Annotated in this window: 19 protein-coding genes and 1 pseudogene; 11 read left to right on the forward strand and 9 right to left on the reverse strand. The window is 71.6% G+C overall.

The genetic code is table 11. The features are described from left to right. Positions 1-458: 458 nt before the first annotated feature. On the reverse strand, positions 459-3,734 hold the full coding sequence (locus GUY61_RS13395; RefSeq protein WP_166630354.1) for a BTAD domain-containing putative transcriptional regulator: 3,276 nt from the start codon (positions 3,732-3,734) through the stop codon (positions 459-461). A 317-nt stretch (positions 3,735-4,051) separates the two neighbouring features. Here GUY61_RS13395 and GUY61_RS13400 point away from each other — a divergent pair, with 317 nt between their 5' ends. Then, positions 4,052-5,305: a hypothetical protein gene (locus GUY61_RS13400; protein ID WP_166630355.1), complete on the forward strand. Its 1,254-nt coding sequence runs from the start codon at positions 4,052-4,054 to the stop codon at positions 5,303-5,305. Positions 5,306-5,891: 586 nt separating this feature from the next. On the opposite strand, the gene GUY61_RS13405 is transcribed toward GUY61_RS13400, so the two are convergent. Further along, on the reverse strand, positions 5,892-8,045 hold the full coding sequence (locus GUY61_RS13405; RefSeq protein WP_313896647.1) for an NB-ARC domain-containing protein: 2,154 nt from the start codon (positions 8,043-8,045) through the stop codon (positions 5,892-5,894). Positions 8,046-8,230: 185 nt separating this feature from the next. On the opposite strand from GUY61_RS13405, the pseudogene GUY61_RS40135 reads away from it, so the two are divergent. Then, positions 8,231-8,540 (forward strand): annotated as a pseudogene (locus GUY61_RS40135) (IS200/IS605 family accessory protein TnpB-related protein); the annotation flags it as partial. 6 nt (positions 8,541-8,546) lie between these two features. Here GUY61_RS40135 and GUY61_RS13415 read toward each other — a convergent pair. Then, positions 8,547-9,623 (reverse strand): hypothetical protein, encoded by a 1,077-nt coding sequence (locus GUY61_RS13415; protein ID WP_166630356.1) that lies wholly within the window; start codon positions 9,621-9,623, stop codon positions 8,547-8,549. Positions 9,624-9,833: 210 nt separating this feature from the next. Then, complete coding sequence (locus tag GUY61_RS13420) at positions 9,834-10,652, reverse strand: N-formylglutamate amidohydrolase (RefSeq protein WP_166630357.1); 819 nt, start codon at positions 10,650-10,652, stop codon at positions 9,834-9,836. A 281-nt stretch (positions 10,653-10,933) separates the two neighbouring features. On the opposite strand from GUY61_RS13420, the gene GUY61_RS40140 reads away from it, so the two are divergent. From GUY61_RS40140 to GUY61_RS13435, 3 genes are read left to right on the forward strand one after another with little or no spacing between them, the layout of a single operon-like run. After that, positions 10,934-11,407 (forward strand): hypothetical protein, encoded by a 474-nt coding sequence (locus GUY61_RS40140; protein WP_398955327.1) that lies wholly within the window; start codon positions 10,934-10,936, stop codon positions 11,405-11,407. Beyond that, a complete protein-coding gene (locus GUY61_RS13430; protein WP_166630358.1) occupies positions 11,404-12,795 on the forward strand; it encodes a hypothetical protein in 1,392 nt (463 codons plus the stop codon). Before GUY61_RS40140 ends, GUY61_RS13430 begins: the two co-directional genes overlap by 4 nt. Further along, complete coding sequence (locus tag GUY61_RS13435; RefSeq protein WP_243766425.1) at positions 12,795-13,115, forward strand: hypothetical protein; 321 nt, start codon at positions 12,795-12,797, stop codon at positions 13,113-13,115. Before GUY61_RS13430 ends, GUY61_RS13435 begins: the two co-directional genes overlap by 1 nt. A 397-nt stretch (positions 13,116-13,512) precedes the next feature. On the opposite strand, the gene GUY61_RS13440 is transcribed toward GUY61_RS13435, so the two are convergent. From GUY61_RS13440 to GUY61_RS13455, 4 genes are all read right to left on the reverse strand, one after another. Continuing rightward, positions 13,513-14,943: an NAD(P)/FAD-dependent oxidoreductase gene (locus GUY61_RS13440; protein WP_166630359.1), complete on the reverse strand. Its 1,431-nt coding sequence runs from the start codon at positions 14,941-14,943 to the stop codon at positions 13,513-13,515. Then, positions 14,927-16,132: an MAB_1171c family putative transporter gene (locus GUY61_RS13445; RefSeq protein ID WP_166630360.1), complete on the reverse strand. Its 1,206-nt coding sequence runs from the start codon at positions 16,130-16,132 to the stop codon at positions 14,927-14,929. The genes GUY61_RS13440 and GUY61_RS13445 overlap by 17 nt, the downstream gene beginning before the upstream one ends. A 2-nt stretch (positions 16,133-16,134) precedes the next feature. Beyond that, positions 16,135-16,665, reverse strand: a complete 531-nt coding sequence (locus tag GUY61_RS13450; RefSeq protein WP_166630370.1) for a toxin-antitoxin system, toxin component — start codon at positions 16,663-16,665, stop codon at positions 16,135-16,137. 123 nt (positions 16,666-16,788) lie between these two features. Further along, positions 16,789-17,457, reverse strand: coding sequence for a helix-turn-helix transcriptional regulator (locus tag GUY61_RS13455; protein ID WP_398955333.1), 669 nt, complete (start codon positions 17,455-17,457; stop codon positions 16,789-16,791). Positions 17,458-17,918: 461 nt separating this feature from the next. On the opposite strand from GUY61_RS13455, the gene GUY61_RS13460 reads away from it, so the two are divergent. Both GUY61_RS13460 and GUY61_RS13465 read left to right on the forward strand, forming a co-directional pair. Further along, positions 17,919-18,446 carry a hypothetical protein gene (locus GUY61_RS13460; protein ID WP_166630372.1) on the forward strand — a complete coding sequence of 176 codons (528 nt, stop codon included), beginning with the start codon at positions 17,919-17,921 and terminating at the stop codon, positions 18,444-18,446. Positions 18,447-18,654: 208 nt separating this feature from the next. Then, positions 18,655-19,464 carry an alpha/beta fold hydrolase gene (locus tag GUY61_RS13465; protein WP_166630361.1) on the forward strand — a complete coding sequence of 270 codons (810 nt, stop codon included), beginning with the start codon at positions 18,655-18,657 and terminating at the stop codon, positions 19,462-19,464. Positions 19,465-19,707: 243 nt separating this feature from the next. Here the strand turns inward: GUY61_RS13465 and GUY61_RS13470 are convergent, their stop codons facing one another. Then, positions 19,708-20,169: a VOC family protein gene (locus GUY61_RS13470; protein ID WP_166630362.1), complete on the reverse strand. Its 462-nt coding sequence runs from the start codon at positions 20,167-20,169 to the stop codon at positions 19,708-19,710. Between the two features lie 740 nt (positions 20,170-20,909). Here GUY61_RS13470 and GUY61_RS13475 point away from each other — a divergent pair. Genes GUY61_RS13475 through GUY61_RS13490 form a run of 4 tightly spaced genes read left to right on the forward strand, consistent with a single transcriptional unit; the run spans position 20,910 to position 23,935 of the window. Then, the gene (locus GUY61_RS13475) at positions 20,910-22,541 is read left to right on the forward strand and encodes an ATP-binding protein (RefSeq protein WP_166630363.1); all 1,632 of its coding nucleotides are present in this window, start codon (positions 20,910-20,912) and stop codon (positions 22,539-22,541) included. After that, positions 22,538-22,945 (forward strand): roadblock/LC7 domain-containing protein, encoded by a 408-nt coding sequence (locus GUY61_RS13480; protein WP_166630364.1) that lies wholly within the window; start codon positions 22,538-22,540, stop codon positions 22,943-22,945. The genes GUY61_RS13475 and GUY61_RS13480 overlap by 4 nt, the downstream gene beginning before the upstream one ends. Continuing rightward, on the forward strand, positions 22,942-23,325 hold the full coding sequence (locus GUY61_RS13485) for a DUF742 domain-containing protein (protein WP_166630365.1): 384 nt from the start codon (positions 22,942-22,944) through the stop codon (positions 23,323-23,325). Before GUY61_RS13480 ends, GUY61_RS13485 begins: the two co-directional genes overlap by 4 nt. Next, entirely contained in the window at positions 23,306-23,935 is a 630-nt protein-coding gene (locus GUY61_RS13490; protein WP_166630366.1) for an ATP/GTP-binding protein, read from the forward strand. Before GUY61_RS13485 ends, GUY61_RS13490 begins: the two co-directional genes overlap by 20 nt. Positions 23,936-23,951: the final 16 nt, after the last annotated feature.

Raw genomic sequence — 23,951 nt, forward strand, 5'->3', positions numbered from 1 at the left:
GGCAGGGGGGCACGGTCCACAACGTCGTCAGCGGGGGAGTCCAGTACGGCCCTGTCGTGCAGGGGCAGCACTTCTCGGGCCTGACGTTCCACAACTCGGGTTCCGTCCCGCCGCGTTCGGTGGACGGCCCGGACAGCGGTGCGGCAGGTGGGTGAGGGGCGCGGTTCACGCACGGGGCGGCGGCGCGGTGAGAAGAGACCGGTTGGTTCTGTTCCGGAATGCAGGCATCTCCCGCCCACCGCGTCGCTCGTATGACTAGTGTGGTCACATCGGCACGAGTTGCCCGATGTTTCCGCCCCCGCATGACAGGACGATCAATCAGTGTGTACCGTTCGTCGGTTTTGCCTCAACCTCTGCATGAGTGGAGGTGTCACCTTCATGACAATGGGCCCGTTCCGCTGGATCTGGTGAATCCTCGGCGACCGTGAATGATTCCCCTCCCGGCTCCTGAGGGTCACTCAGGAGCCGGTCGACTCGCGGCACGCCAGGAAGGCCCGCAGCTTCTCCGCCTCGCCGGTGGCCCCGAGCCGCCGGTAGAGCGCGACCGCCCGCTCGCCGTTGCGGCAGGCCGTCTCGCCGCGCCCCTCCGCGGACAGGGACCCCGCGCGGGCGAGCCCCGCGAGCGCGTGCGCGGCGCCCATGGGGAACCCCACGGCCTGCGCCAGCTCCAGGGCCTCCCGGTAAGCGGCCAGGGCCTGCTCCTGCCGCCCGGACCGCAGGTGCACATCCGCCGTGCCGATCAGTGACCGCTGCAGCTCGTACGGGTTGCCGATGCTGCGGGCGACGTCCTGCGCCATTCCGAAGTGCTGCAGCGCCTCGTCGTGCCGCCCGGTCGCGGCGTACGTCGTGCCCAGCGAGATCAGCACATCCGCCTCGCCCAGCGCATCACCCCCCGCGCGGTGGCTGTCGAGGGCCCTGCGGAAGTGGCCGAGTGCGCGATCCGCCTGCCCGGTCGCCAGGTGGACCGTGTCGAGGTTGGTGTCGACGATCGAGATGTCCTGCCGTCCGCCGTGCTGCCGCATCAGTACCGAGGACTGCTCGTAGCATGCGCGGGCCTCCTCGTACCGGTGCTGCTGGGACAGGAGTTCGCCCATGTTGTTCAGCGCCTTCGCCACGCCGTAGAAGTCCGACAGACCGGCGTTGATGTCCCGCATGGTCTCGAGCCGGTGCAGTGCCTCCTCGTAACGGCCGGCGTAGAAGAGGGCCATGCCCTGCACGTTCAGGCACTCGGCCTCCCCGGAGCGGTCGCCGGCCTCCCTGTAGAGCGATAGTGCCTGCTCCACCACGACCAGCGCCGTGTTCCCGCGGCCGGCGGCCAGCCGGGCGCGGCCGGACTGCAGAAGAGCGTCGGCAAGGCCGTTGGGATCGCCGAGTTCCGCGTGGATCGCCACGGCCTCCGTCGCACAGCGCAGCGCCTCTTCGTGGTTCTTCTGCGCCAGCAGTTCGGCTCGTCCGGTCAGCGTGCGGGCCAGGGCGGCCCGGTCGCGGGAGGCGCGCAGGACCGGCACGGCGGAGTCGTACAGTTCCGTCGCGATGCCGTGGGTGCCCCAGAACTTGAGCGGTGTGGCGAGGACATGCGGGAAGAGCGCGGCGTACGGCGGGAAGTCGGTGGCCGCGAGACGCGCGGCGGACACCAGGTTGGCGTGCTCCACGCTGAGCCACACCGATGCCTCGTCGGCGCCGGAGAACCACGGCGCGTGGCGGGACTCCAGCTCCGCTCCCAGGGGCAGCGGCCGGCGATGCGGGTGGGCGAGGCAGTCGGCCCTGTGGGCGCCGGTGAGGTAGTAGGACACAAGGCGCTCGACGGCTCTGCGGCGCACCTGTTCGGGATCGGTGCCGGCACCCACCCGGAGCCCGAAGGCGCGTGCGAGGTCGTGGAGGCGGAAACGGTCGCGCACGGGTTCTTCGAGCAGACTCGCGTCCTGAAGCTCTTCGACGGCGCGGCGCACCCACCCGCTCCTCGGCCCGTCCTCCACGTCGTGCTCCCGCGCCCGCCCCGGCACGCCCTCCGGCCGACCGCACGGGGGCGGCGCGCCGTACGAGTCCGCAAGCGCGGCGGCGGCGCGGAGCGTGATGTCGGGGCCCGGGTTGAGGGCGAGCAGCCGGAACAGCCGTTGCGCCTGCTCGCCGAGGCCGGCGTAGGAGAACCGGAACACAGAGAGGACGGATCCGTCGAACTCGTCGAGGGGATCCCTGGCCCGGGACAGGCGGTCGAGGAGATGCCGGAAGTCCCACGACTCCCGGTGGCGGAACCGCCCGGCCAGCATCTGGAGGGCGAGGGGGTGACGACCGCAGGCATCCACGACGCGTCCCAGGTCGGCCGCGTCCGCCGGCCTCCGGAGGGCGCCGGAGACCCGGGTGAAGAGCGCAGCGGCCTCCGCCCCCGAGAGTACGTCGACATGGAGCGAGGCCGCGCCTTCCAGCCCGGCGAGCGTGCTCCGGCTGGTGACGAGCGCGCGACAGGCGGAGGCACCGGGAAGCAGCGGCCTTACCTGGGCGGCGTCGTGGGCGTCGTCGAGGACGAGGAGCACCCGGCGGCGCGCCGTCCATTCCCGCCACCTGGCGGCCCGCTCGTCCGGTGAGGCGGACGTGTCCACGGACAGTCCCGCCGCACGGAGGAGGAGCGTCAGGGCCTCGGAGGGGTCGAGCGGCTGCCGACCGCTGTAGCCGAACAGGTCGACGTAGAACTGGCCGTCGGGGTAGGAAGAGGTGAGCCGGTGCGCCGCATGGAGCGCGAGCGCGGTCTTTCCGACTCCGGGCATACCGTGGACGACGGTCACGGGCAGCGCCGTCGACGCGGCGCCGGAGGACGTGCCATGCCTCCCCGCACCGTCGAGCAGGATGCGCAACTCACTCGCACGCCCGGTGAAGTCGGGCGTGTCGCGCAGCAGCGTGTTGCGTGGTTCCGGCACGGGCGCCATGGACCGCACTGGCGTCACGGGAGTCGTGGCGGCCGCAGCACCGGGACTCGTGCCCATGAGTGCCTGATCCTGTTCGAGCATCCGCCGGTGAAGGTTCCGGAGTTCCGGCCCCGGCTCGATGCCCTGCCGTTCGCGCAGAATCCCGCGGGTGGTCCGGTAGAGGGCGAGGGCCTCTTCGGGTCTTCCCGAGCGGTACAGGGCCAGCATCAGCGATGCGACCACCTGCTGGGCGGTGGGGTTCTGGGCCGCGAGCTCGCGCAGTTCACCGATGAGGTCGGCATGCCGCCCCGACTCGAGCTCCAGCCCCATCCGCTGCTCGCGCACCCGGCGGTGGTCCTCGACCAGCCGGGCGCGAACGGAGTGGGCCCACACACCGGAGAACTCGGCGAGCGGCTCGCCCCGCCACAGGGCCTCGGCCTCCCGCAGCAACCCGATGGCCATCTCCGGATCGCCACGGCCGACCGCTGCGGCGGCGTCGGCGCGCAGCCGCTGGAAGCGCGTCAGGTCCACCCGCTCCGGGGCGATGCGCAGTCGGTACAGCCGGGACGAGACCCTGTCCACACCGGCCGGTTCACCGCCGGCCGCCAGGCGCAGCCGACCGCGCAGCCTGGAGAGGTAAGTGTGCAGGTTGTCGACGGCCGTTGGCGGAGGTTCCCGGTCCCAGACGCGGTCCAGCAGCGTGTCCACACTGACGGGTTTCTCCCGGGCGTGGATCAGGACCGCCAGCACGCAGCGCTCCTTCACCGACCCGAGCGCGAACTGCTGCCCCCCGTGCCACAGCTCGAGGGGGCCCAGAGCGAGAAGGTCCACCATCGCCCCCGACCGGTGTGCCTCTGTCCGCCGCCGCGCCCGGTGGCGCAGGTGCCCGTACGGCATTCATCCAGTACTCAACCAACGCATGGGGCAGCGCCAAGGGTGGAGGCGGCGGCGCACGGAAGCGCGACCGGCGCACAGCCCCGGCGCGACCGGCTCCCGGGAGGGCGCGGTTGTGTCCAAGAGGCGGGAATGCAGGATTCCTGCAAGCCTGCCGTCCAACCCCAAGGGGCACCAAGGCCTCATGGACTCGGACCGCCGCGAACCGAGACGGAGTGATCGCGGCGGCCGGGAGGACGAACGGGGGAACGGAAACGATGAGCGTGACAGTGCCGGAGCCGCACTGGCGACACGTGCCGGTGCGGCTGGACTTCGGCCGCTGGGCCACTCGCAGAACGTGCCGACGAATCCTGGTGGTGGTCCACACCGTGCTCACGGGACAGCGGTTGCTCGACGTCCTGCGCCTGCTGGAGGGCGACTTCCGGGTGCAGGTCTTCTTCACCTCCGCACCCGATGTGTTCAGCAACGGCGTCGGTGATTTCCTGGAGCGCCTCAGGGGCCTGGTGCTGCCCTGGAGCCAGGCGGTCCACACAGAGTTCGACCTGGCGCTCGCCGCGGCCCACGGCAGCCTTCACGAACTCCACGCACCCGTGATCGTGATACCGCACGGTGCCGGACACAACAAGGTCACGACCGTCGGGCGCGGCCTGCGGGCGATCAGGGGGAGCGGCGCCTACGGCCTCAGCAGACAGCGGCTGATCCGGGACGGCGCGCTCATCCCGGAAGTCATCGTGCTGGCCCATCAGGAGGAACTGGCACGGCTGGGAAGAGAGTGCCCGGAGGCGCTCTCCGCCGCCGAAGTCGTCGGCGACCCGTGCTTCGACCGCATCGCCGCGAGCCTGCCGCGGCGTGACGCCTACCGCAAGGAACTCGGTGTCGGAGCGAAGCAGCGGCTGGTCCTCGCCTGCTCCACCTGGGGCCCCGACTCCCTGCTGGGCCACGGCAGGCGCGTGCTGGAACGACTCGTCGACGAGCTTCCCGAGCACAAGTACCGGTTGGTGATGCTGCTGCACCCGCACGTGTGGAACGCGCACGGCGAGTGGCAGGTCCGTGCGTGGCTGGCCGGAGCAGTGCGATCCGGGATCGTTCTGGTCAGCCAGCACGGGGACTGGACCGGAGCGCTCGTCGCCGCGGACTACGTCGTGGGTGACCACGGTTCCGTGTCGCTCTACGGGACCATGACCGGCGCACCCGTCCTGATGGCCGGCCGGGAGGACGCCGCCGTGGACCCCGGCTCACCCATGGCCGAACTGTGCTCCTTCGCGGCCCGGGTACGCCCCGACCGGCCGTTGGCCGAGCAGCTCAAGCGCAGCTCCTCGGCGTACCGCACGCATCGGTACAAGCGCGTCGCGGCCCGCATCTCCTCGGAACCGGGCCGGTTCGCGCGCAGAATGCGCGCCCTGCTCTACCGCAAGCTGCGGCTGCGGCCACCGGCCGCGCACCCCGCAACGGCACCGGCGCGTCCTCCCCTCCTGGTGCGCTACGGCGAACCGGACGGTGTGGCGCGATGAGGCATGTGTCTGCCGTGGTGCGGCGTACGGCGGTGGGCGAGACGGAGACCGCCGCGGCCGACGGGCGGAACGGGTTGCGCGGTCCCCGGCCGGTGCACCGGGTCCGGGTCCTCCTGCCGCCGCCCCTGTGCACCGGCGATCCGGTGACGGATGAGCACCTGTGTGTCAGGCTCCCCGCGGCGGAACCCTGGCCCCGGCTCGGTGACGTGCTGATCGAGGACCTGGACGAGGGCCGCCCCGGGAGCGGCGTGCGGCACGGCACGACCGCGGAGGAGCCGGCGCGCAGAGCAGCAGAGCTGACGGCCCGTCACTCCGGTGCCCTGCTGGTGGCGGTGCATGCCGGACCGGTCTGCTGCGTACGTCTGCGTCCTGTGCGACACGCGGACTCCGGCACGGCCTGGGAACACACGCTGCGGTTCGTCGCGCGACCGTCCCGGGTCCCCGCGGCTGCGCCGGAAGGCGGCTGGGAAACAACGGCCTCGCTCGTCCACGCGCTGGTTGTGTCAGGTCTGCCCCTCGCAGTCCTGGCAGCGGTGACGGCCGATCTCATGCCCTCGGTCCGCCCGGAGCCGTTCGGGGCGAGAAGTCAGCCTGTGACACCGCCGGAGGGAGGCGGCAACTGTCCGATGCGGGCCCGAACCGCCACGGCCTCCGGAGTGTGCGACCGGCCCGCCGCGTCGTACAGCTCGCGGGCCTCCTGGTAACGCTCCAAGGCGAGTCCGGGCCGCCCGCGCCGTTCGGCGAGCCGGGCCAGGCTCTCCACGGCGCGGGCGGTCTCGTAGCCGGCGGCCATGCCGCGCAAGGTGACTACTGCCCCGACCAAGTGCTCCTCGGCCTGCTCCAGCCGTCCACCGCCGAGGTGCGCGCGGCCCAGGACAATGGCGGCCCGAGCGACGTTGTAGGTGTCTCCGGCTTCCCGGAGCACGGCCTGCGCCGTTTCGCCTCCGGTGACGGCGTCGTCGTAGAGCCCTCTGACCAGGGCGACGTCGGCGAGGTTGAGCCGCGCCAACCCCCCGGCACGGCGATCGCCGTGCCGGGGCAGTTCCTCGGCGGCCCGGGCGAAGAGCGCGGTGGCCCGGTCGAGACGGCCGAGCCTCTGATGGGCCAGGCCCTGGTAGTTGAGGGTGCGCGCGGACCCCAGACCGTCACCGCGGTCCAGGAACAGCCGTTCCGCATGCTCGAACATCGACAGGGCACGCTCGTGCTCCCCGGCGCCGAGTACACCCATACCGCCGGAGGTGAGCATCCGGCACTCGGCCACCGTGTCCCGTAAGTCCCGTGCGGCGGCGAGGCCTTCGTCGTGCGCAGCCTGCCAGTCGCGGTAGAACTTGCGCCGCAGGAACAGCGGCCACAAAGCGTCCGCGAGCTGCCATGCGACGGAGGGGAAGCCGGCGGGCCGGGCCAGCTTGATCACCGTCATCATGTTGGGCAGCTCGCGCTCCAGCCAGTCCAGTGCGTCCTCCGTCCCGCCTCCCGGGTCCGCGACGACCACCGGATCAGGGCCGTAGTCACGAGGCAGGGACCGGTGCTGCGGGTCGACGATCTCCTCGGCGCGGGTCGCGCTCGCCAGGTAGTGGTCGGCGAACCGCCGCAGCACCGCGGCCCGCTCGGACGCGTCTTCGTCCTCCTCCGCCCTGGCGGTGGCATGCAGTCTCACCAGATCGTGCATCCGGTGCCGCTCCTCACCCGCGTCCATGAGCAGGCTCGCGTCATGGAGCGCCTCCAGCGGCTCCACACACTCGGCCGTGCCGCAGGCGAGCGCGGCGGCCGCGGCAGCAGTACCGAATTCCGTGCCCGGGTGCATGCCGAGCAGCCGATACAGCCTGGCGGCCCGCTCCGGCAAGGCGCGGTAGGAGAGATCGAGCGAGGCACGGACGCTGTGGTCGCCTTCGATGGCCAACTCCCCCAGTCTGCGGTGCTCTTCTTCCAGGGCTCGAACCATCGCCGTGATGTCCCGCCCCGGGCGTGCCGCGAGTCGGGCACCGACGACCCGTACCGCCAGGGGCAGCCCCGCGCACAGCTCGACCAGTTCACGGGCGTCATCGGGATGGGCAGCCACTCGGCCGTCGGCCAACGTGTCCGCCAACAGCTCGACCGCCGCCTCAGGGCGCAGGGGCTCGAGGTGCACCGGGCGGCAGCCGTCGACCGTCAGCCCCGGCAGCCGCCATCGGCTGGTCACGACGGTCACGTTTCCCATCCCTGGCAGCAGCGGCCGCACCTGAGCCGCGCTCATGGCGTCGTCGAGCAGCACAACGAGCCGTCCGTCATGGGTCAACGACCTGTAGAGAGCGCTGCGTTCGGCCAGTGTGGCGGGCACCGACGGCGTGGGTACGCCCAGGGCCCGGAGGAAGCGGCCCACCACCTCGACGGGGTCCGCCGGACCCGCCGGAGACTGGGCTCCCAGATCGGCGTACAGCTGACCGCCCGGGTAGGCGGACCGCAGCGTGCGCAGCCAGGCGAGCGCGACCGCCGTCTTGCCGACACCGCCCAGACCGCTCACCGCGGCCAGTACGGGCCGGCCTTCCCGCACGGCACGGGAACGGTTGCCTTCCAGGACCCCGAGTTCCGCCGTGCGGTCGGTGATGCGGGCCGACGGCGGCAGCTGCCAGGGAGTCTGCGGTGCCGCGTCGTTCGGCCCGGCGCCGATCCGGATGCCGCCGTACACCGTCTGGGCCTGAACGGCCGGGCCGTGCACCGTGCCGCCCAGCTCGTTGGTGAACCGTCCGTCCTGACTCGGCACCGCACCCGACCCCCTCACGCCCTCACGCGCAGTGACGCGCCCGCCCGGAGATTCTCCTTTCCCCGGACGTGATCGATACGCGTACGTCGCCTGCGTCAGCCGTACGAGCGGTGAGGGACCGATCGGTTTACGCCTGGCGCAGATGGGGGCGGGGGAAGGGACGGTGGCCACCGGCGCATGCGGCCTCGAAGACCCGCAGGACCACCCGCGACAGTGCTGCCGTGGCGATCGGCAGACGCGCCCCCGGGCACCGCATCCGGCGACGGACGGCACCGCTCCACGACGACCGGAGCGATCGTCGCGGGCATCGGACCGCCCAGGCCGGACGCGGCACCCGGGGGCGTGAGGAAACCCGCCCCCGCATCCCCGGACCACGCACACGATGCGTGCCACCGGACGCGGAGCGAACGCGGGCGACCAGCGCATCCACAACCGTTCGGGATGCACCAGATACGCAGGATTGGGTCCAGGGACCCACTCCTGCTCACTGATTAGGAACGGTCAGCGGATCAGGAGTACCAGAAGCACCACCGCGGTCAGGCACCCCGCGGCGGCCACCGCGACGCGTGACACCCTTCGCCGGGAGGGACGTCCGGCGACCTCGAGCCGTCCGGTGCGGGCAGGGAAGACGTAGAACACCCGGTCGCGGTCGCCGGCCAACTCGACCCTGGCGAGCGCCAGGCGGCGCAGCCGTACCCGGCGCGCCACTTCGTCCTTCCGCCGGACGAGACGCGGCTCGAGGACCGCACGGTGCGACGCGGCCAGGTCGTCGGGCAGCGGGTCGTCGATGGAGAGGACGGCCGTCTTCCAGGCGCCGGCGGCCTCCAACTCCGACCGGACGAACCACGGGGGCTCGGGGGCCGGTACGGATTCCGGAGTGGCGGCCCACACGACGCGTCCCTCCGTCCAGAAGGTCAGACAGCCCTTGCCCGCACACCGCTCGCACTGCTCCGTCCCCGAGCCTCCGCACTTGGGGCACTTGACACGACCGGCGGCACCGCAGGTGTCGCACGCCGTCCTGCCCCAGCCACGGCACCGGGCACAGGCGCTCCCGGGTGTTCCGCAGCCCTCGCACGTCACTCGCTCCTCGGCGCGGGCGGGCTTGCGGTTCGCCTTGGGCGGTCTGCCGCGAGGACCGCGCGAGTCTCCGTGCTTCAGGTACTGCGTGCAGGGTGTGATCCCGGAGCACTCCGCGCAGACCGTGGCGGGTTCGCAGGGCAGATGTCCGCGCCCCGAGCACCGGGGGCACTGGTGGGCACCGTTGCCGCAGCCGCAGGACTCCTCGCGCACCGAGCCGAGCTTCACCAGCCGAAGCGTCCTGTCGCGCGGCTCCGCGGGCGGATCGAGCCCGTACTCGGTCAGCGATTCGTACGTCGGCCGGCCCGACAGGTCGAACGTGCCGGGCCGCCGCTCCGGCCCTTCGGTGCGGGACTCGACGCAGCGAGTGATACCGCAGTCGAGGACCGGTATGCGTGTGATCCGGGCGGTGCCGGCCAGGTGCGGCGCCGCTTTGCCGGAGCGCCCGAGGTGCTCACCGATCGACTTCAGGATCTCCTCGTCGGACGGGTCGTCGGTCACGGCGGCGCTCACTCCCCCCGATCGGGCCCGTACCCGCACAGACCGGCACGGGCGAGACGCCGAGCAGCCCCAGTGTGGCGCAGCCGCGCCCGCCGGGGCAGGGCGCGCGGTGGTGCGTCGGCGCGAGCGGTGCCTGTGCTGAGCCGGCAGCCGCTCGGCCCGGCCTTCGCGCGGGCCGAGGCGGCTCCTCGGTTCGTGGGAGGACGCGGGCTACGCCGAGCCCACCGCTCCCACCCGTCCAACCGCGTCGACCAGTTCGGCCAGCGCGCCGGCGAGCGCGTCGAGGCCCGGACCCGCCGGGCCGCCCGGTTCGCGCATGTACACGTCCCGGCGGATCTCCACCATCAGCGCGCTGACCCGCGGGTCCTGTCCGTAGTACTCCAGCGGGACGTACGCGCCCTCGAACGGGCTGTTGACGCCCGTACCGCCGAAGCCCGCGAACGCCTTCCCGGCCAGGGCCCGCAGGTCCTGCGGGGTGTGGTAGCCGTCCGTGCCCAGGCAGACGGGCGGCCGCGGGCCTTCGCCGTGGAGTTCGTACGGGAGCGGCTCGGCCGGATAGGAGTGCACGTCGATGACGACCGCGCGTCCCACGGCGTCCAGCCGCTCCGCCACCGCCTCCGTCATGGCGGCTGCGTACGGGTGGAAGTACCGGTCGAGGAGGGGCCGGGCGTCGAAGCCGTCCGGTCGCAGTACGGCCCGCCGAGTGGTCCGTGTGTAGACCGCGCCCATGCCGGCGGCCAGCATCTCCTCCCGCTCGTCCGGGAACCGCTCGGGATCGACCACCAGCCGCGAAAGCTCGTTGACGAACCGCCAGGGCGTCGCGGAGCAGCGCAAGGCGGCGGCCGCCGCGATCCGCGCCGTGTGCGAGTCGGTGATGTGGTCCAACTCCCGCTCCAGCGCGGCGTCGTCCAGCACGATGCCGCGCCGCACGTCTGCCGGTATCGCCCGCGAGGAGTGGGGGACGTGCAGGATCACGGGGGATTCCGGCGCACCCGGCAGGAGCCGGTAGGAGGCCGCGATGTCGTTCATTCCGGTGTCCTTCTCACGTGGGTCGTACTCGGGAGGGCAGCGCGCCTTCCCGCCTGGAGTTCAGTGCCGGGATCCTGACGGCGGCCACTGACACCGGCCGGAGTGACGGAGGCGGCATCGGCCGTGGCACGCCTCGGGAGGATCCGTGCGTGATCGGCCGAGCGCCCGGACGACCGGACGGCGGCGGCGGAGCGTCGTGCGCACGGAGGCACCCGACCGGCCCAACCTGTTCCAGTGGGACGTGAGTTGATAACATTGATCTTTGCTCACGCAAGCAGCGGATGACAACGGGGGAGTACATGTCGTTCGACGAGGAGTGGGCCGCGCTGAAGGCGGAAGCGCTGGCACGCCAGTCCACTGCCATGCGGCTCAACCAGGTGGCCGACCCGGGAGGCGGCGGCCGGCCGGGACCGGGGGGCGCGCCGGGTGGGGGACTCGAGTACAACACGGATTCCATCAACGGGAACGCGAACCTGCTGGTCGAGATCGCGGGATTCCTGTACGAGGGAAGACCGGACGGCGATCTCTGCACCACGGCACGGGTACCTCGGGCGCACAGCGACGTCGCCGCGCAGGTCAATCGTTTCAGCAGGTTCGCCGACGACCAGTTCCAGGACGCCGTCGCCCTCTTCGCGGCGCTGTCCACGAAGCTGAGGACCGCCGGGAGCGACTTGGTGAAGGTGGACGGCGGCGAGGCCAGGCGTTACCTCGACGTCGTGCTCGAGGGAGAGTACGTGTCACCGGAGGCACGATGAGCGGGCTCAGCTATCGCAAGGACGTCCAGTTCCTGGAGGACTGCAGTCCCGCCCTCATCGAGCGCAACGCCGACGAGTACCAGCGCGTACGCGACATGCTGGTGGAGGTCGACGATCCCGCCGGCCGGGCGGAGAAGAAGACACACTGGCACAGCGAGGGCAGCAGGCGGTACGAAGCACGCGTCGCGGAGGCGCGAAAACTGCTGACCGGCCTTGCCGAGGGCTACGGGAAGGCCGCGAGCGCCCTGCGCGCGTACGCCCTGGCGCTGGAGACGGCCAAGAGCCACTACTCCAACGGGAAGGCGAACGAGCGGGCACTCGCGGACCTCATCGGCACGAAGGGCACGGCCATCACCCGTGAGGCACAGGCGGCGGAGCCCATGCGTCAGTGGGAGGACATGAGGGCGACGACCGGTGTCATGGACTTCTTCGCCGAACTCACGATGGACGTCGACGACATCAGGGACGAGGCCAACCGGCTGCACGACGCCGCGGGAGGTGATTTCCACCTGGCGAAGACCTGCGAGAAGGATGCCCGTGAGATCTGCGTGCACGGTCTGAAGCAGGCCTACGACCTGTTGCCCGAGTTCCGCATCAGATCCGTCGATCGCGTGGACGTCCTCTCCGCGATCGCGGACATGCGACGCGAAGCCGCCGAGGCCCGCAGCAACCCCCTGACCCATCTGCCCGGAAGCGGGGGCAAGCGGGACCTCCAGGCGCCCGTGGGCGACACCCCGGTCTCGCCGAGGCTCCGGGACATCCGGTCGCAGCTTGCGGGCCTGCCCGCCGCGACGGACAGTTACTGGATTCCACCCTCGTCCGACCAGGACCGCAAGGAATGGATCGCCGCCAACAAGGAGATCATCGAGGCCGCCGCGAGGAACGCGGGGCTGCCGGCGGACGTGGTGGCGGGCATCGCGTGGCAGGAGGTCGGCGGCCAGCCCGGGATCGCCGACGACGTGGTAGATACCATTCGCGAGCAGGCGGACGCTCCGTGGGGACTCAGCCCGATCGCGCCGGAGAACCTGCCGTCGAGGCTCGGTGGTGATCCCGACGAAACCTCCTTCGGTCCCATCGCCATCCAACTGCGCCGCGGCGCGGAGGTCCTGGGCTACGACCCGGCCAACCTCACCGAGCAGCAGCGGACGACCGTGGAGGCGTCCCTGCAGGACCCTGGGCAGAACATCTTCATCGCTTCCGAGTACCTGGCCCAGCTGAAGGCGGAGAGTGAGTTCGCCGGGGTGCCACCGGAGGAGATGACCCCCGCCCAGTACCAGGAACTCGCAGCCCGGTACAACGGTGGACCGTACTGGGAGGACGGCCGCGCCCAGGCGTACGGGCGGCGATTCGTCGACGACATCGATCAGGCAAGGGAAGCGCTGCGCTGATGCGGGACCGTACTGTAGAGAGTCCGGACGCCGATGAGAAGGGGTGCCTTCGATGGGTGCTCGGCGTCCCGCTGGTGATCCTGCACCTCATCGCGGCCTTCTTCTGCTGGACCGCGCTGATCACCCGGCCGTCGCATCCCTGGGACGACACCGCGCGCGGGGCGATCACCCTCATGTCCGCGCTGGCCATCGCCGTCGGCGCCCTCGCCCTGCTCATCACCGCCGCGCCCTCCTCGCGGCGGGCTCTCGGGCCGTGGTGGTTCGCGCCTCCGATCGTCGTCTGCGTCGTCGCGGCGGTGCGGTGGGCCCTCGCCGGCTGACCCCCGGGGCGGCTGCCGGTGCGTGGCCGCCGGCCGGGGCTCGGCACGGCCACCTCGCGTGGGCCCGGACGTGCTGACGGCGGCGGGCCGTGCGCTCGGCGAGGCGCTGTCGGCGGTGGGCACGGCGTTCCTGACGCTGTGAGGCGGCCGGGCATCCGCCGCGCCGGTCACGGAGAGGCGGGCCCGCCGCGCCTCGGACGAGGAAGCGGCGCCGAGACCGGGCGGCCGGTGCCCTGCCAGGACCGACGCCCGACCGCCGGCCTGCCCGTCCGCCGGCCTGCCCGTCCGCCCGTCCGCCGGCCTGCCCGTCCGCCCGTCCGCCGGCCTGCCCGCCGCCGGTCCGGTCGGCGGACGTCCGGCGCGGTGCGTACGTCGCGCTGTCCGTACGAGGGTGCCGTCAGCCGGCCGCCCCGGACGGACCCTGGACCACTGCCGCCAGTTCCTTCTCCGTCAGTGGCGGCCCGTCCAGCGGCTTCTTCAGCGGCCCCCGCACCACCGCCGTGACCACTTCCGGCTTCACCAGCGTGGTGATGGGCGCCGAGAGGGTCATGACGTCGAAGAGGGCCTTGGCGACGAGGGGACGGCCGGTGGCAGTGAGGATCAGGCGGTCGACGTAGCGGCGGAGGAGCCGGGAGGTGATCGCGGGCTGCTTGCCCACAGCGTCGGGGTAGAGGATGTCCTGTCCGGTGGCCAGGTCCCAGGCCGTGGACACGGGACGGGCGACGGCGCGCTGGATACGGTGGGCGAGGCCGTGTGCGGCGAGATCGTGGGCGGCGAGGATGTCGCGCAGGGCGAGGGCGCCCTGGGCAGCGACGGACAGGCCGTGACCGTACACGGGGTTGTAGGTGGCGACGGAGTCGCCGAGGGCCAGGAAGCCGTCCGGCCACGCCTGGATCTTCTCGAAGAAGCGGCGGCGGTTGATGGTGCTGTGCGAGACGAAGACGTCTGTCAACGGCTCGGCGTGAGCTATGAGTTCAGCGACCACGGGGTGCCGGACTCCCCGCGCGAAGGACTCGAACTCGCCGGCCGCATCGGTCGGCTGGCCGCCGCGCGTACCCGAGAGGGTGACCAGCCAGCGGCCGTCCTCGATGGGAACGATGGTCGTCGTCCGGCCGGGTACGGGCTGCCGTGCGTCGGCCTGGACGTTGACGACCGGGAAGTCGTGCGTGCCGCCGGGTGCCCGGAAGACGCGGCTGGCGTACGCGAGCCCGGAGTCGACCTCCTCCTCGTGCGCCTCGGGGACCCCGAGAGCGCCGAGCCACGCGACGGCCCGGGAACCGCGACCGGAGGTGTCGACGACGAGATCCGCCGTCAGCACCTCCTCCGTCCCTCCGGGGGCGTGTACCCGGACACCGGCCACCCGGCCCGCGTCACCCTCCAGGCCGAGCAGCTCGGTGCGTTCGAGAACGGTCACGCCGGGCAGGGCCATGACGTCACGCCGTACGATCCAGTCGAGCAGGTCGCGGCTGCAGGCGATCACGAACTGCATCTCGGGGAAGCGCCGCAGCCAGCCCTGGGCCTGCAGGGAGACCAGGCCGGTGGGCAGCGGGATCCGCCGGGCTCCGGCCATGAGCCAGCGATCCGTCACCCCCGGCAGAAGGGCCTCCATGGCCCGGGCGCCACCGGACCACAGGAGGTGGACGTGCCGGGCCTGGGGCAGGCCCTTGCGCGGCTCGGGCCCGGCGGGCAGGGAGTCACGCTCGACGACGGTGACCTTGTCGACGTACTGACTCAGCGCGGCGGTGGCCAGCATTCCGGCCATTCCGCCGCCGATGACGACGGCGTGACGGGAGTCGGAGCCCCGGCGCTCTCTATGGGGTTCGCTCATGGGAGTCGCTCTCTGACCTGGCCGCGTGCCGTCTGGCTGCCGCGACGATGGGTGACTGACGCAAGGCGGTGGACATTCCGACCAGGTCGTACGGTGCTTCGGCCGCCGTGGGCGGAACTTCGTCCGCCAAGTTTATGATCTTGCCGTCGGGGTCCGCGGACCGGGCCCGTACCGCTGCCGCCAGCATTGCCGCGTCGGCGATGCACCGCGCCTGCGCCGGGTCGCACCGTGCGGTCCTGGCCGCTTCGTACGCTCTTTCGCGGACCCCGGGATCGAAGTAGGGAATCAGCGCCAGCACGCCGTCGTGAATGGCGGACTCCCTTTGGGTGAGCCGGAGTTCCGCGGACGGCCACAGGGACAGACGTACGGGCCGCGCGTCGCGCGGGCCGAGAGTGCGCACCTCGCGCCACAGCGGATCCAGCTGGTGGTACGCGTACCAGGTCTTCCAGATGCCCGACAGCCGCTGGCCCACCAGCGGAAGACAGAATCCGATCGCGCTGACCTGAGCCGCCGCCGAGGCGAGGATGGGGGCCACGTAGGTGCTCAGTCCGTCCCAGTCCCCGTCGCCGCCCGCCCAGCGGGCGGCGACCGCGGCGAACTTCGTAACGCAGTAGGCGAGGTTGAACAGGTAGCCGAGCACGATGACCAGGAGGCCCGCACGCAGCCAGCCGCCCACTTCCAGTGCCCAGCGCCCGCAGAGCACGTTCATCGCCACACCCGCGACGGTGAGCGCCACGAGATAGAGCACGATCATCTCGCGGATGAACGGGGTGTTGGCGTAGTACGTGTCCAGGTCCCGCAGCCGCTCGACCGGCGCGTTCCCCAGGACGAAGAGGACGATCAGCGCGACGATCACCACGCCGTATCCGGCGATCAGCCGCCGGGCGACACGGCGCGTCTGCTCCGGCGGGCCGCCGCGCCAGTAGACGATCAGCACCAGGCAGGACGCGCTGAAGGCGCTCAGCAGCGCGTACACGAGCGGCGCGGAGACATTGGGGATGCCGGTTGCACGGTTGACGGCGGCGATCGTCGGAGGGGCGGCGAAGGCGAACACCGCGGCCGCCAGGGCGAGCAGCGCGCATACCGACCGCAGCAGGGGGTCCCGCCAACCGCGCGCCAGAGCAGGCAGCTTGAAGACGAGGGCAGCCGCCATCACGACAGCCGGTATGTAGTAGGAGGAGCCGTCCACGCCTAGCCCTGCGGCCCGCGGTAGCCCAGCGAGGTCTCGATGCGACCGGCGAGCCCGTCGCGCCGCACGGGGCCGCGCAGGGCGGAACCGGCGAGCCAGGCACGGCACTTGCTGGCCAGCAGCAGTCCGAAGCGCTCGGCCTGGTTCTCCTCGTCCTGGTCGAAGGTGGTGCGGGCGGCGACCTTGAGCACGGTGGCTCGCAGATCCGCCTCGTCGGACAGCAGCCGGGCGGCGACACCCGCTCCATCGACGTGGTGTGTGCAGTGCCCAGCCTTCATGTGCCACAACTCGTGTCCCAGGATCACGAGTTGGTGGTCCGGGGCAGTGCGTTCCTCGATGACGATGAGGTCCTGTTCGTTCATGTCGAGCCAGAGCCCGCTGGCGGTGCCCGGCGGGAAGGCGGCGGTGCGGTAGCGCACCGGACGGCCGCGACGTCGGCTCATGCCGTCGCAGAGCGCGGTGTAGAGCGCCGCCGGTTCCGCCGGGACCGGCAGACTGATCTCCGCGATCAGTTCGCCGCACAGCTGCCGCATGTCCTTGCCTATGCCCACCGTTTTCCCCGCTGCCAACTCGTCGAGACGTCGCCCGGTCCCGTGAGGAGACCGGAACCCGGTACCGGATCGGTGACGTGGTCACCGACTGCGTCAGTCACCCGATCAGGATTCCGACCGTCTGACGTTCTCGAGCAGCATGTCGAGCCACTCGGTGACCTTGTCGCGGTGTTTGTCGGTGGGCAGTTGGGCGGCCCGCCAGGCGATGCCGCGTACTCCGTGGTCCTCGAGGAGCCGCTGCAGGGGGTCGTCGCCGAGGTCGGGGACGAGGACCGCCTCGCGTTCGCGGTCGGCGAGGGTCTGGAGGAGTTCCTGCTCGGCGTGCTGCAGGGCTCCGGCGAGGGCGTCGGCGTCGTCGGCGGTAAGGAAGCCGGCGTGGACCTTGAAGAATCGCTGGATCGCATCGCAGTGCTCCATGGTGGGGCGCCGGTCGCCGTTGATGAGCGCGCCCACCTGCTGGCGTGACATGCCCGTGCCGTCGGCGATCTCCTGTTGGGTGTGACGGCGGCCGTTGGGCTTGAGACGGGTCCTGCGCAGCAGACCGAACCGCTGGAGGAAACGCGCCTGGAGGTCGGGTTCCCCGGCCGGCCGTCCCTCGAGCAGGGCCGTGACGACATCGACGGGGACGCCCGATGCCGCGGAGAGCCGTTCGGGACCGAAGACCTCGCCGCGGCTCAGCCCGAGCCGGTCGGCGAGTTCCGCGACACGGGCGGCGGTGGCCGCGAGGGGACGGTCCTCGGCCGCCGGGTCTGACATCGGGAAGCCGGCTGTCACCAGTGGGTCTCCTAGATCCTGCGAGGTCGCTCCGCATACAGCGGGCTGTGCGGAGGCTAACGGTTTCGCGGGTCAACGGCCAGATCGTGCCACAACTGTGGCGGGAATGGAGTGTCGACCGGGCGAGAATGCCACGATAGTTGACATGTTTGATTCGCGAGGGTCAGGATCGCCGAGCGGCGTGAACTCGGACACCTTACGTAACAGCCCCTGGGCGGAACGCGAAGCACCCTGGGCAGGACCGCGGGAAGAGGTACGGGATGGCGAGCGATGCAGGGTTGGGACGGCACGGCGTCCCCGCGCCCGGCGGACGCCGCGCCCCGACCGCGTCGGTCCAGCCGGCGCGACACCTCTCCTCCGTGCCGTCCGCGGGCCGCTGCCCGCAGGCCGGTCCGGTGGAGGCCGAGCCCGAGGAAGGCCGGGAACAGCGCCAGGTGAGCAGTGTGTCGAAGGCCCCGGACATGCGGGCCTATCTGCGGGACTACGCCGCGATGATGGAGGCCGTCCCCTTTCCCTCCTTCCTGCACGACCGCCGGTGGGACGTGGCCCTCGCCAACTCCGCCTTCGACGCGCTCTTCGAGGGGATCAGGCCCCACCCGACAGCCATGCCCAGGCGGAACTTCCTGCGGTTCGTGCTCTTCCACCCGGACGCCCGCAATGTGCTCGCGGAACACGAGACGAGCTGGTGCCTGCCGATGCTCGCCGGCTTCGCCGAGGAGATGAAGTCGGACACCGGCTCGCGTGACCGCGCCCTCCAGGCCATCCGCCGGGAGATCGCGCGGGACCCGATCATGGAGGCCGCATACTGTGACGGACTGCCCCGCTGGGTACGGTCCGTGGGAACCGCCGCCGCACACTGCGACGGCGACGTACGGCCGTTGAGGCACCCGGACTCCCGGTGGGGGCGGACCGACTGCAGGCTGGTGAGCGAGACGCCCAAGGCCCTGGACGGGATGGGCCTCAGCAGGGTGACGCTCGTCCTGACCTGAGCGGCCGGGCTTGACGCCCGTACCGGGCTCGCGCTCCCTCCCGCACGGACCCGGGACGCTCGCGCCCAAGACGCACCCGCTCGCCCCGGACCGCACCCCCGCCGGCTGCCGGCCAGCACCACCCGGGCCGCGAAATCACAGGGACGCGACGAGCCGACGCGGTTACTCTCGTCCGTCCATCGACTCCGACCGCAGGGGGAAGCAGGCTGTGCGCAGTGCCGTCGTGACACCACAGGACGACCGGATCCGCTGGGTGGAACTGCCGGGGAAGGAACCTTGCCGCGTCTACGTGCATGGTCTGGGAGCCACCTCGCCCGCCTACTTCGGGGAGATCGCGGTACATCCACTGCTGGCCGGCCACCGCACGCTCCTGATCGACCTGCTCGGTCACGGCCTCAGCGACCGGCCGACGGACTTCGACTACACCCTCGAGTCGCACGCCGATGCCCTCGCCGGCGCCCTGACCTTCGCGGGTGTCGCCGGAGCGGAGCTGATCGCGCACAGCATGGGCGGCTCGGTGGCCATCGTCCTGACCGCACGGCACCCGCACCTGGTTTCCCGCCTGGTCCTGGTGGACGCCAACCTGGACCCGCTGCCCCGTCGGCCCGGCTCCGGCGGCAGCAGCGGCATCGCCGCCTACTCCGAGCAGGCGTTCCTGGCGGGCGGCTGGGAAGAGGTACGCGACCGGGTCGGTCCGCACTGGTGGGCCACCATGCGCCTGGCCGGCCGTGAGGCCCTGCACCGCAGCGCGGTCTCTCTGACCCTCGGCACCGTCCCCACCGTGCGCGAACTCCTCCTGGGCCTGGAGATTCCCCGTACCTACCTGCTGCCCGAGGCCGACGGCCCGCTTCCGGGCGCCGGCGCGCTCGCCGGGGCGGGAGTGGCCGTGGTGGCGGTCCCGGACTGCGGCCACAACATCATGCTGGACAATCCGCAGGCCTTCGCCCATGCCACCGCGACCGCGCTCGCGGGGACCGGGGACAGGGATGACGAGGCTGCGGGCGGCTGCGGGGGGTGACACGGGGCAGCCGCACGGATTCATTCCGCGTGACGTCGACACGGGCCCGTGCGGCCTTGTCCCGCCCCGCCTTCACCGGCGTCCTCCTTGCCCGTCCCCGCCGCGGCTCGCCATCACCGGGCCGGCCGGGCAGCAGGGTGCTGCCCGGTGACGGCGCGCCGGGGCACCTCGTCACGGCCGGCTCCCCCGGCCGCGAGGACGGCCGAGGGTGTCCGCGGCCGAGGCTGAGCCGCCGTCCGGGCGTCAGTCCAGGCAGAACTCGTTGCCCTCGGGGTCGGTCATCACGATGAAGCCGGCGCTCATCGGGGGAGCGGGCTCGTCGCGACGGACCCGAGTCGCTCCGAGCGCGACGAGCCGCTCGCACTCGGCCTCCAGCGCGGCCATCCGCTCCTCTCCCTCCAGTCCGGGAGCCGCACGGATGTCGAGGTGGACCCGGTTCTTGGCGACCTTGTCCTCCGGGACCTGCTGGAAGAACAGCCGTGGGCCGTCCCCGTCCGGGTCCTCGACGGCCGATCTCGTGTTGCGCTGCTCCTCCGGCACGCCGATCCGGGCGAGGAAGTCGTCCCACGCGGCCAGCGGGTCGGCGCCCTCGGGCAGGTCGACTCCGGGCGGGCCGGGGTGGACGTAGCCCAGGGCGTCGCGCCAGAAGGACGACAGCGCCCGCGGGTCGTGGGCGTCGAAGGTGATCTGTATGCGGCGGCTCATAGGGTCGCTCCGTTCGCGGCGTGTTCCGTGTGCGGGCAGAGGCCGTGCGGCGGGCAGACCCCGGACAAGCGGTGGGCCGGCTCGCGGTGGAGATGCGGCACCGGACCGGCCGTGGGCGTCCGGCGGAAGGCCCGTTCGCGCGGACCGGAACCGCTTTGGCCCGCGCGCGGTCCCGGCGCGCGACGTACGTGCGGGAGGGGGCGGCGGGCCGAAGTCTACCCGCGCCGGGCGCGCTTCCCCGCGGGCGCGTCGGCCGACACACTGCGCGCCGAGCCGGGGCGTGCGCCCTCGCGCCGGTCTGTGTCCGCGCGCTTCCGCCGGATTCCGGTCCGCTCCGCCCACCCGCCCGGAGCCGGTTCACTCGAGGGCTCCCGCAGCGCCGGCACACGGCCGGACTCCCCGGACTCCCCGGACGACGCGGCGTAGGCCAAGTGCCGGGAGCCCGGATCATCCCCTCCTGCGGGTGACGCACGCTGACGCCTCATCCGTCAGCTGTTCCGCCCTACATCCCCCGATCCGGTGACTCTTGGTGAGTAAACCACGGCCCGCCGTGCAAATTTCGTGAGTCTAGTCCCGGCGGAACGGCCGGTGCTCGGTCTTGGGTGAATATGCCGCCGCTCTGATCCAGTCGGCTAACCTCACTCGAATGCGCGCCGAGTTGATATGAATTCCTTCATATGTACCAACTGTTCTGAACCTATGCACATATCACCTTCCGAAACGACTGTCAGAAGGTCTACATGGTTCGTGTCGAATCGCACCCAAGTGACCGGGAATCACCTCTCAGCCGACTGCTGTTGCTGCCCGCTGCCCTGATGTCGGCCGCCACCGGCATCGGCACGGCGCTGGTGACCGAGGCCGCCCGGATACCGGTGGCCACGACCGGCGCTCTCGCGACCCTCGTGGTGACCTCGTACGCCGCCGAAGTCGCCCGCAGGGGCAAGGCGTTGAGAGTCCAGCGGGCGGAGCAGGGACAGCGCGTCGCGTTCCTGGAGCGGCGTCTCGCGGAGTACGACGAGGAGAGCGTGCGGCTGGCCAAGGAGCTGATGCCGGCCGCCGTCGACGTGCTGCGCCGCGGCCACTCGCCCGCGGAGGTGATGGCCGACATCGTCGACGGCGACGAGCGCTACCGGCAACTGCCATACGCTCAACGCGAGTTGCTGCTCTCCGTGCTGAGGATCGTGGACGACGAGGAAGCCGTGCGAGACGCCTCGCAGCGCGCCTTCGTGAACATCGCCCGCCGCGTCCAGTCGATCGTGCACCAACAGGCCAGCGAACTCCGAGAGATGGAGGAGTTCCACGGCCGCAACCCCGACGTCTTCGACGACCTGCTGCGCATCGACCACGGCACCGCGCTGATCGGCCGGCTCGCCGACAGCGTCTCCGTCCTCGGCGGCGCCCGCCCCGGACGCCAGTGGCCCAAGCCCGTACCGCTGTACAGCGTGCTGCGCGGCGCGATGTCCCGCATCCTCGAATACCGCCGCGTCGACCTGCACTCGATCGCCAAGGTCGGCATCGTCGGCACCGCCGTGGAACCCGTCATCCACGCCTGCGCCGAACTCCTCGACAACGCCACCCGCTACTCGCCGCCGCAGACCCGCGTCCACGTCACCGCCGTCGAGGTGCAGACCGGCATCGCCATCGAGATCGAGGACGGCGGCGTCAGCCTCAGCGAGGAGGCCCGCAAGCGGGCCGAGCGCATGCTGGCGGAGGCGCAGGCGGGCTCGGGCCTGAAGGACCTCGGTGACTCACCCCGCCTCGGCCTCGCGGTCGTCGGCCGCATCTGCCGCATGTACAACATGCAGATCTCGCTGCGGCAGTCCGCGTACGGCGGCGTCCGCGTCGTCCTCATCGTGCCCAGCGACATCGTCACCACCGCCCCCGCGACCGGCATCGCGCACGGCATCGGCGCCGGTGCCCAGCCGCGCGGCGACAGCGAGGACGAGCTGATCGGTGACCGGGAGCGGCTGCCCAAGAAGAAGCCGCGCAAGCCCACCGGGCCCCAGCCCTCCATGCCGGCGATGCCGATGCCGTCGTCCTCGGCCCTGACCGCGTCACTGGGGGACGACGACGGCCCCGTCGTCACCGAGTGGACCCCGGGCGGTCTCCCGCAGCGCCGCAGCAGGCTGCGGGGCTCGTTCAACGGCCCCGTGGTGCCCGCGCCCTCCTCGGAGCCGGCCCCGCGCGAGCCGGTGCACGGCGGCGGCCACGACCGGGACCACAAGGACAAGGAACCCGGCGTCTGGCTCGACGACTTCATGCGGGCCGTCAGCGGAAAGCCCTCGCAGGACGGGTTCACCGCCGGAACGGACACGTCTTCCATGCCGGCACCGGAGACCGACGAGACGTGGGACAAGGGAGACCTCAAGTGATCCAGCAACGGGGAAACATGGACTGGATGCTCAAGGAACTGGCCGACGGACTGCCGGACATCCGGCAGATCGTGGTCCTTTCCGCGGACGGGCTGCGCATCGCCCGGCACGGCGGGGACCCGGACGGCGCCGACCGGCTCGCGGCGGCCTGCGCGGGCCTGCAGAGCCTGGCCGCCGCGGTCGCCACGGAACTGGAACACAGCGACGGCCGGATGCAGATGGTCGTCATCGAGATCACCGGCGGCCGGTTCTATCTGATGGCCGCCGGAGCCGGTGCCTACCTCGCGGTGCTGGCCGGAGAGATCGCCGAACCCGGCCTGGTGGGCGCCCGGATGAGGGACATGGTCGTCCGTATCGGAGCGCATCTGACGGCCCCGCCGCGACATGACGGGCGGGCCGGATGACTCCCCCGCCCCCGCCTCCCCAGCGAGAACGCCGGGACAAGGACCCGACGCCGAAGGACCCCGAACGGCTGTATGTGATCACCGGTGGCGTCGACGGCGCCGAGCGGGCCTCGCTCGACCTGGTCACCATGGTCGTCGCCAAACGCGAGCCCACGCCCACGCACCAGCCGGAGCAGGCCACCATCCTGCGGCTGTGCCGGGCACCGCTTTCCGTCGCCGAGCTCTCCGCCTATCTCGGCCTGCCCTTCAGCGTGGTGACCGCGCTGCTGACCGATCTCCTCGAACACGACCTGGTCGAGTGCCGCGCCCCCGTCGCGCGCGCGTCACTGCCTGATGTGTCCCTTCTCGAAGCGGTGATGCATGGACTTCAGAAACTCTGACGCGATCAGCGGCACGATCACCGGTCCCGGAGCCGCGGATCTGCTCCCCTCGACGGCCACCTCCGCCGTCAAGATCGTCATTGTGGGGGGCTTCGGCGTCGGAAAGACCACCATGGTCGGTTCGGTGAGCGAGATCCGTCCGCTCACCACCGAGGAGACCATGACCCAGGCCGGGGTCGGCGTGGACGACAACTTCGGGGTGGAGAGCAAGACCGCCACCACCGTCGCCATGGACTTCGGCCGGATCAGCATCAGCGACCGCTTGGTGCTCTACCTCTTCGGGACACCGGGCCAGGAACGGTTCTGGTTCCTGTGGAACGGACTGTTCGAAGGGGCGCTCGGCGCCGTGGTCCTCGTCGACACCCGCCGCCTCCAGGTCAGTTTCGACGTGATCGGCCGGCTGGAGGAGCGGGGCGTGCCCTTCGTCGTCGCCATCAACCACTTCCCGGACGCGCCCCGTTACCCCCTGGAGGAACTGCGGACCGCGCTCGACCTGCCGGGCGAGATCCCGATGTTCGACTGTGACGCGCGGAAGAGGGAGTCCAGCAGGGACGCGCTGACGACGCTGATGCGCTTCCTGCACTCGCTCGCGACGAAGCGCGGCGGATGAGTATCCCTTCCCGGAC

The sequence above is a fragment of the Streptomyces sp. GC420 genome, assembly GCF_009916105.1.
Classification (GTDB): Bacteria; Actinomycetota; Actinomycetes; order Streptomycetales; family Streptomycetaceae; genus Streptomyces.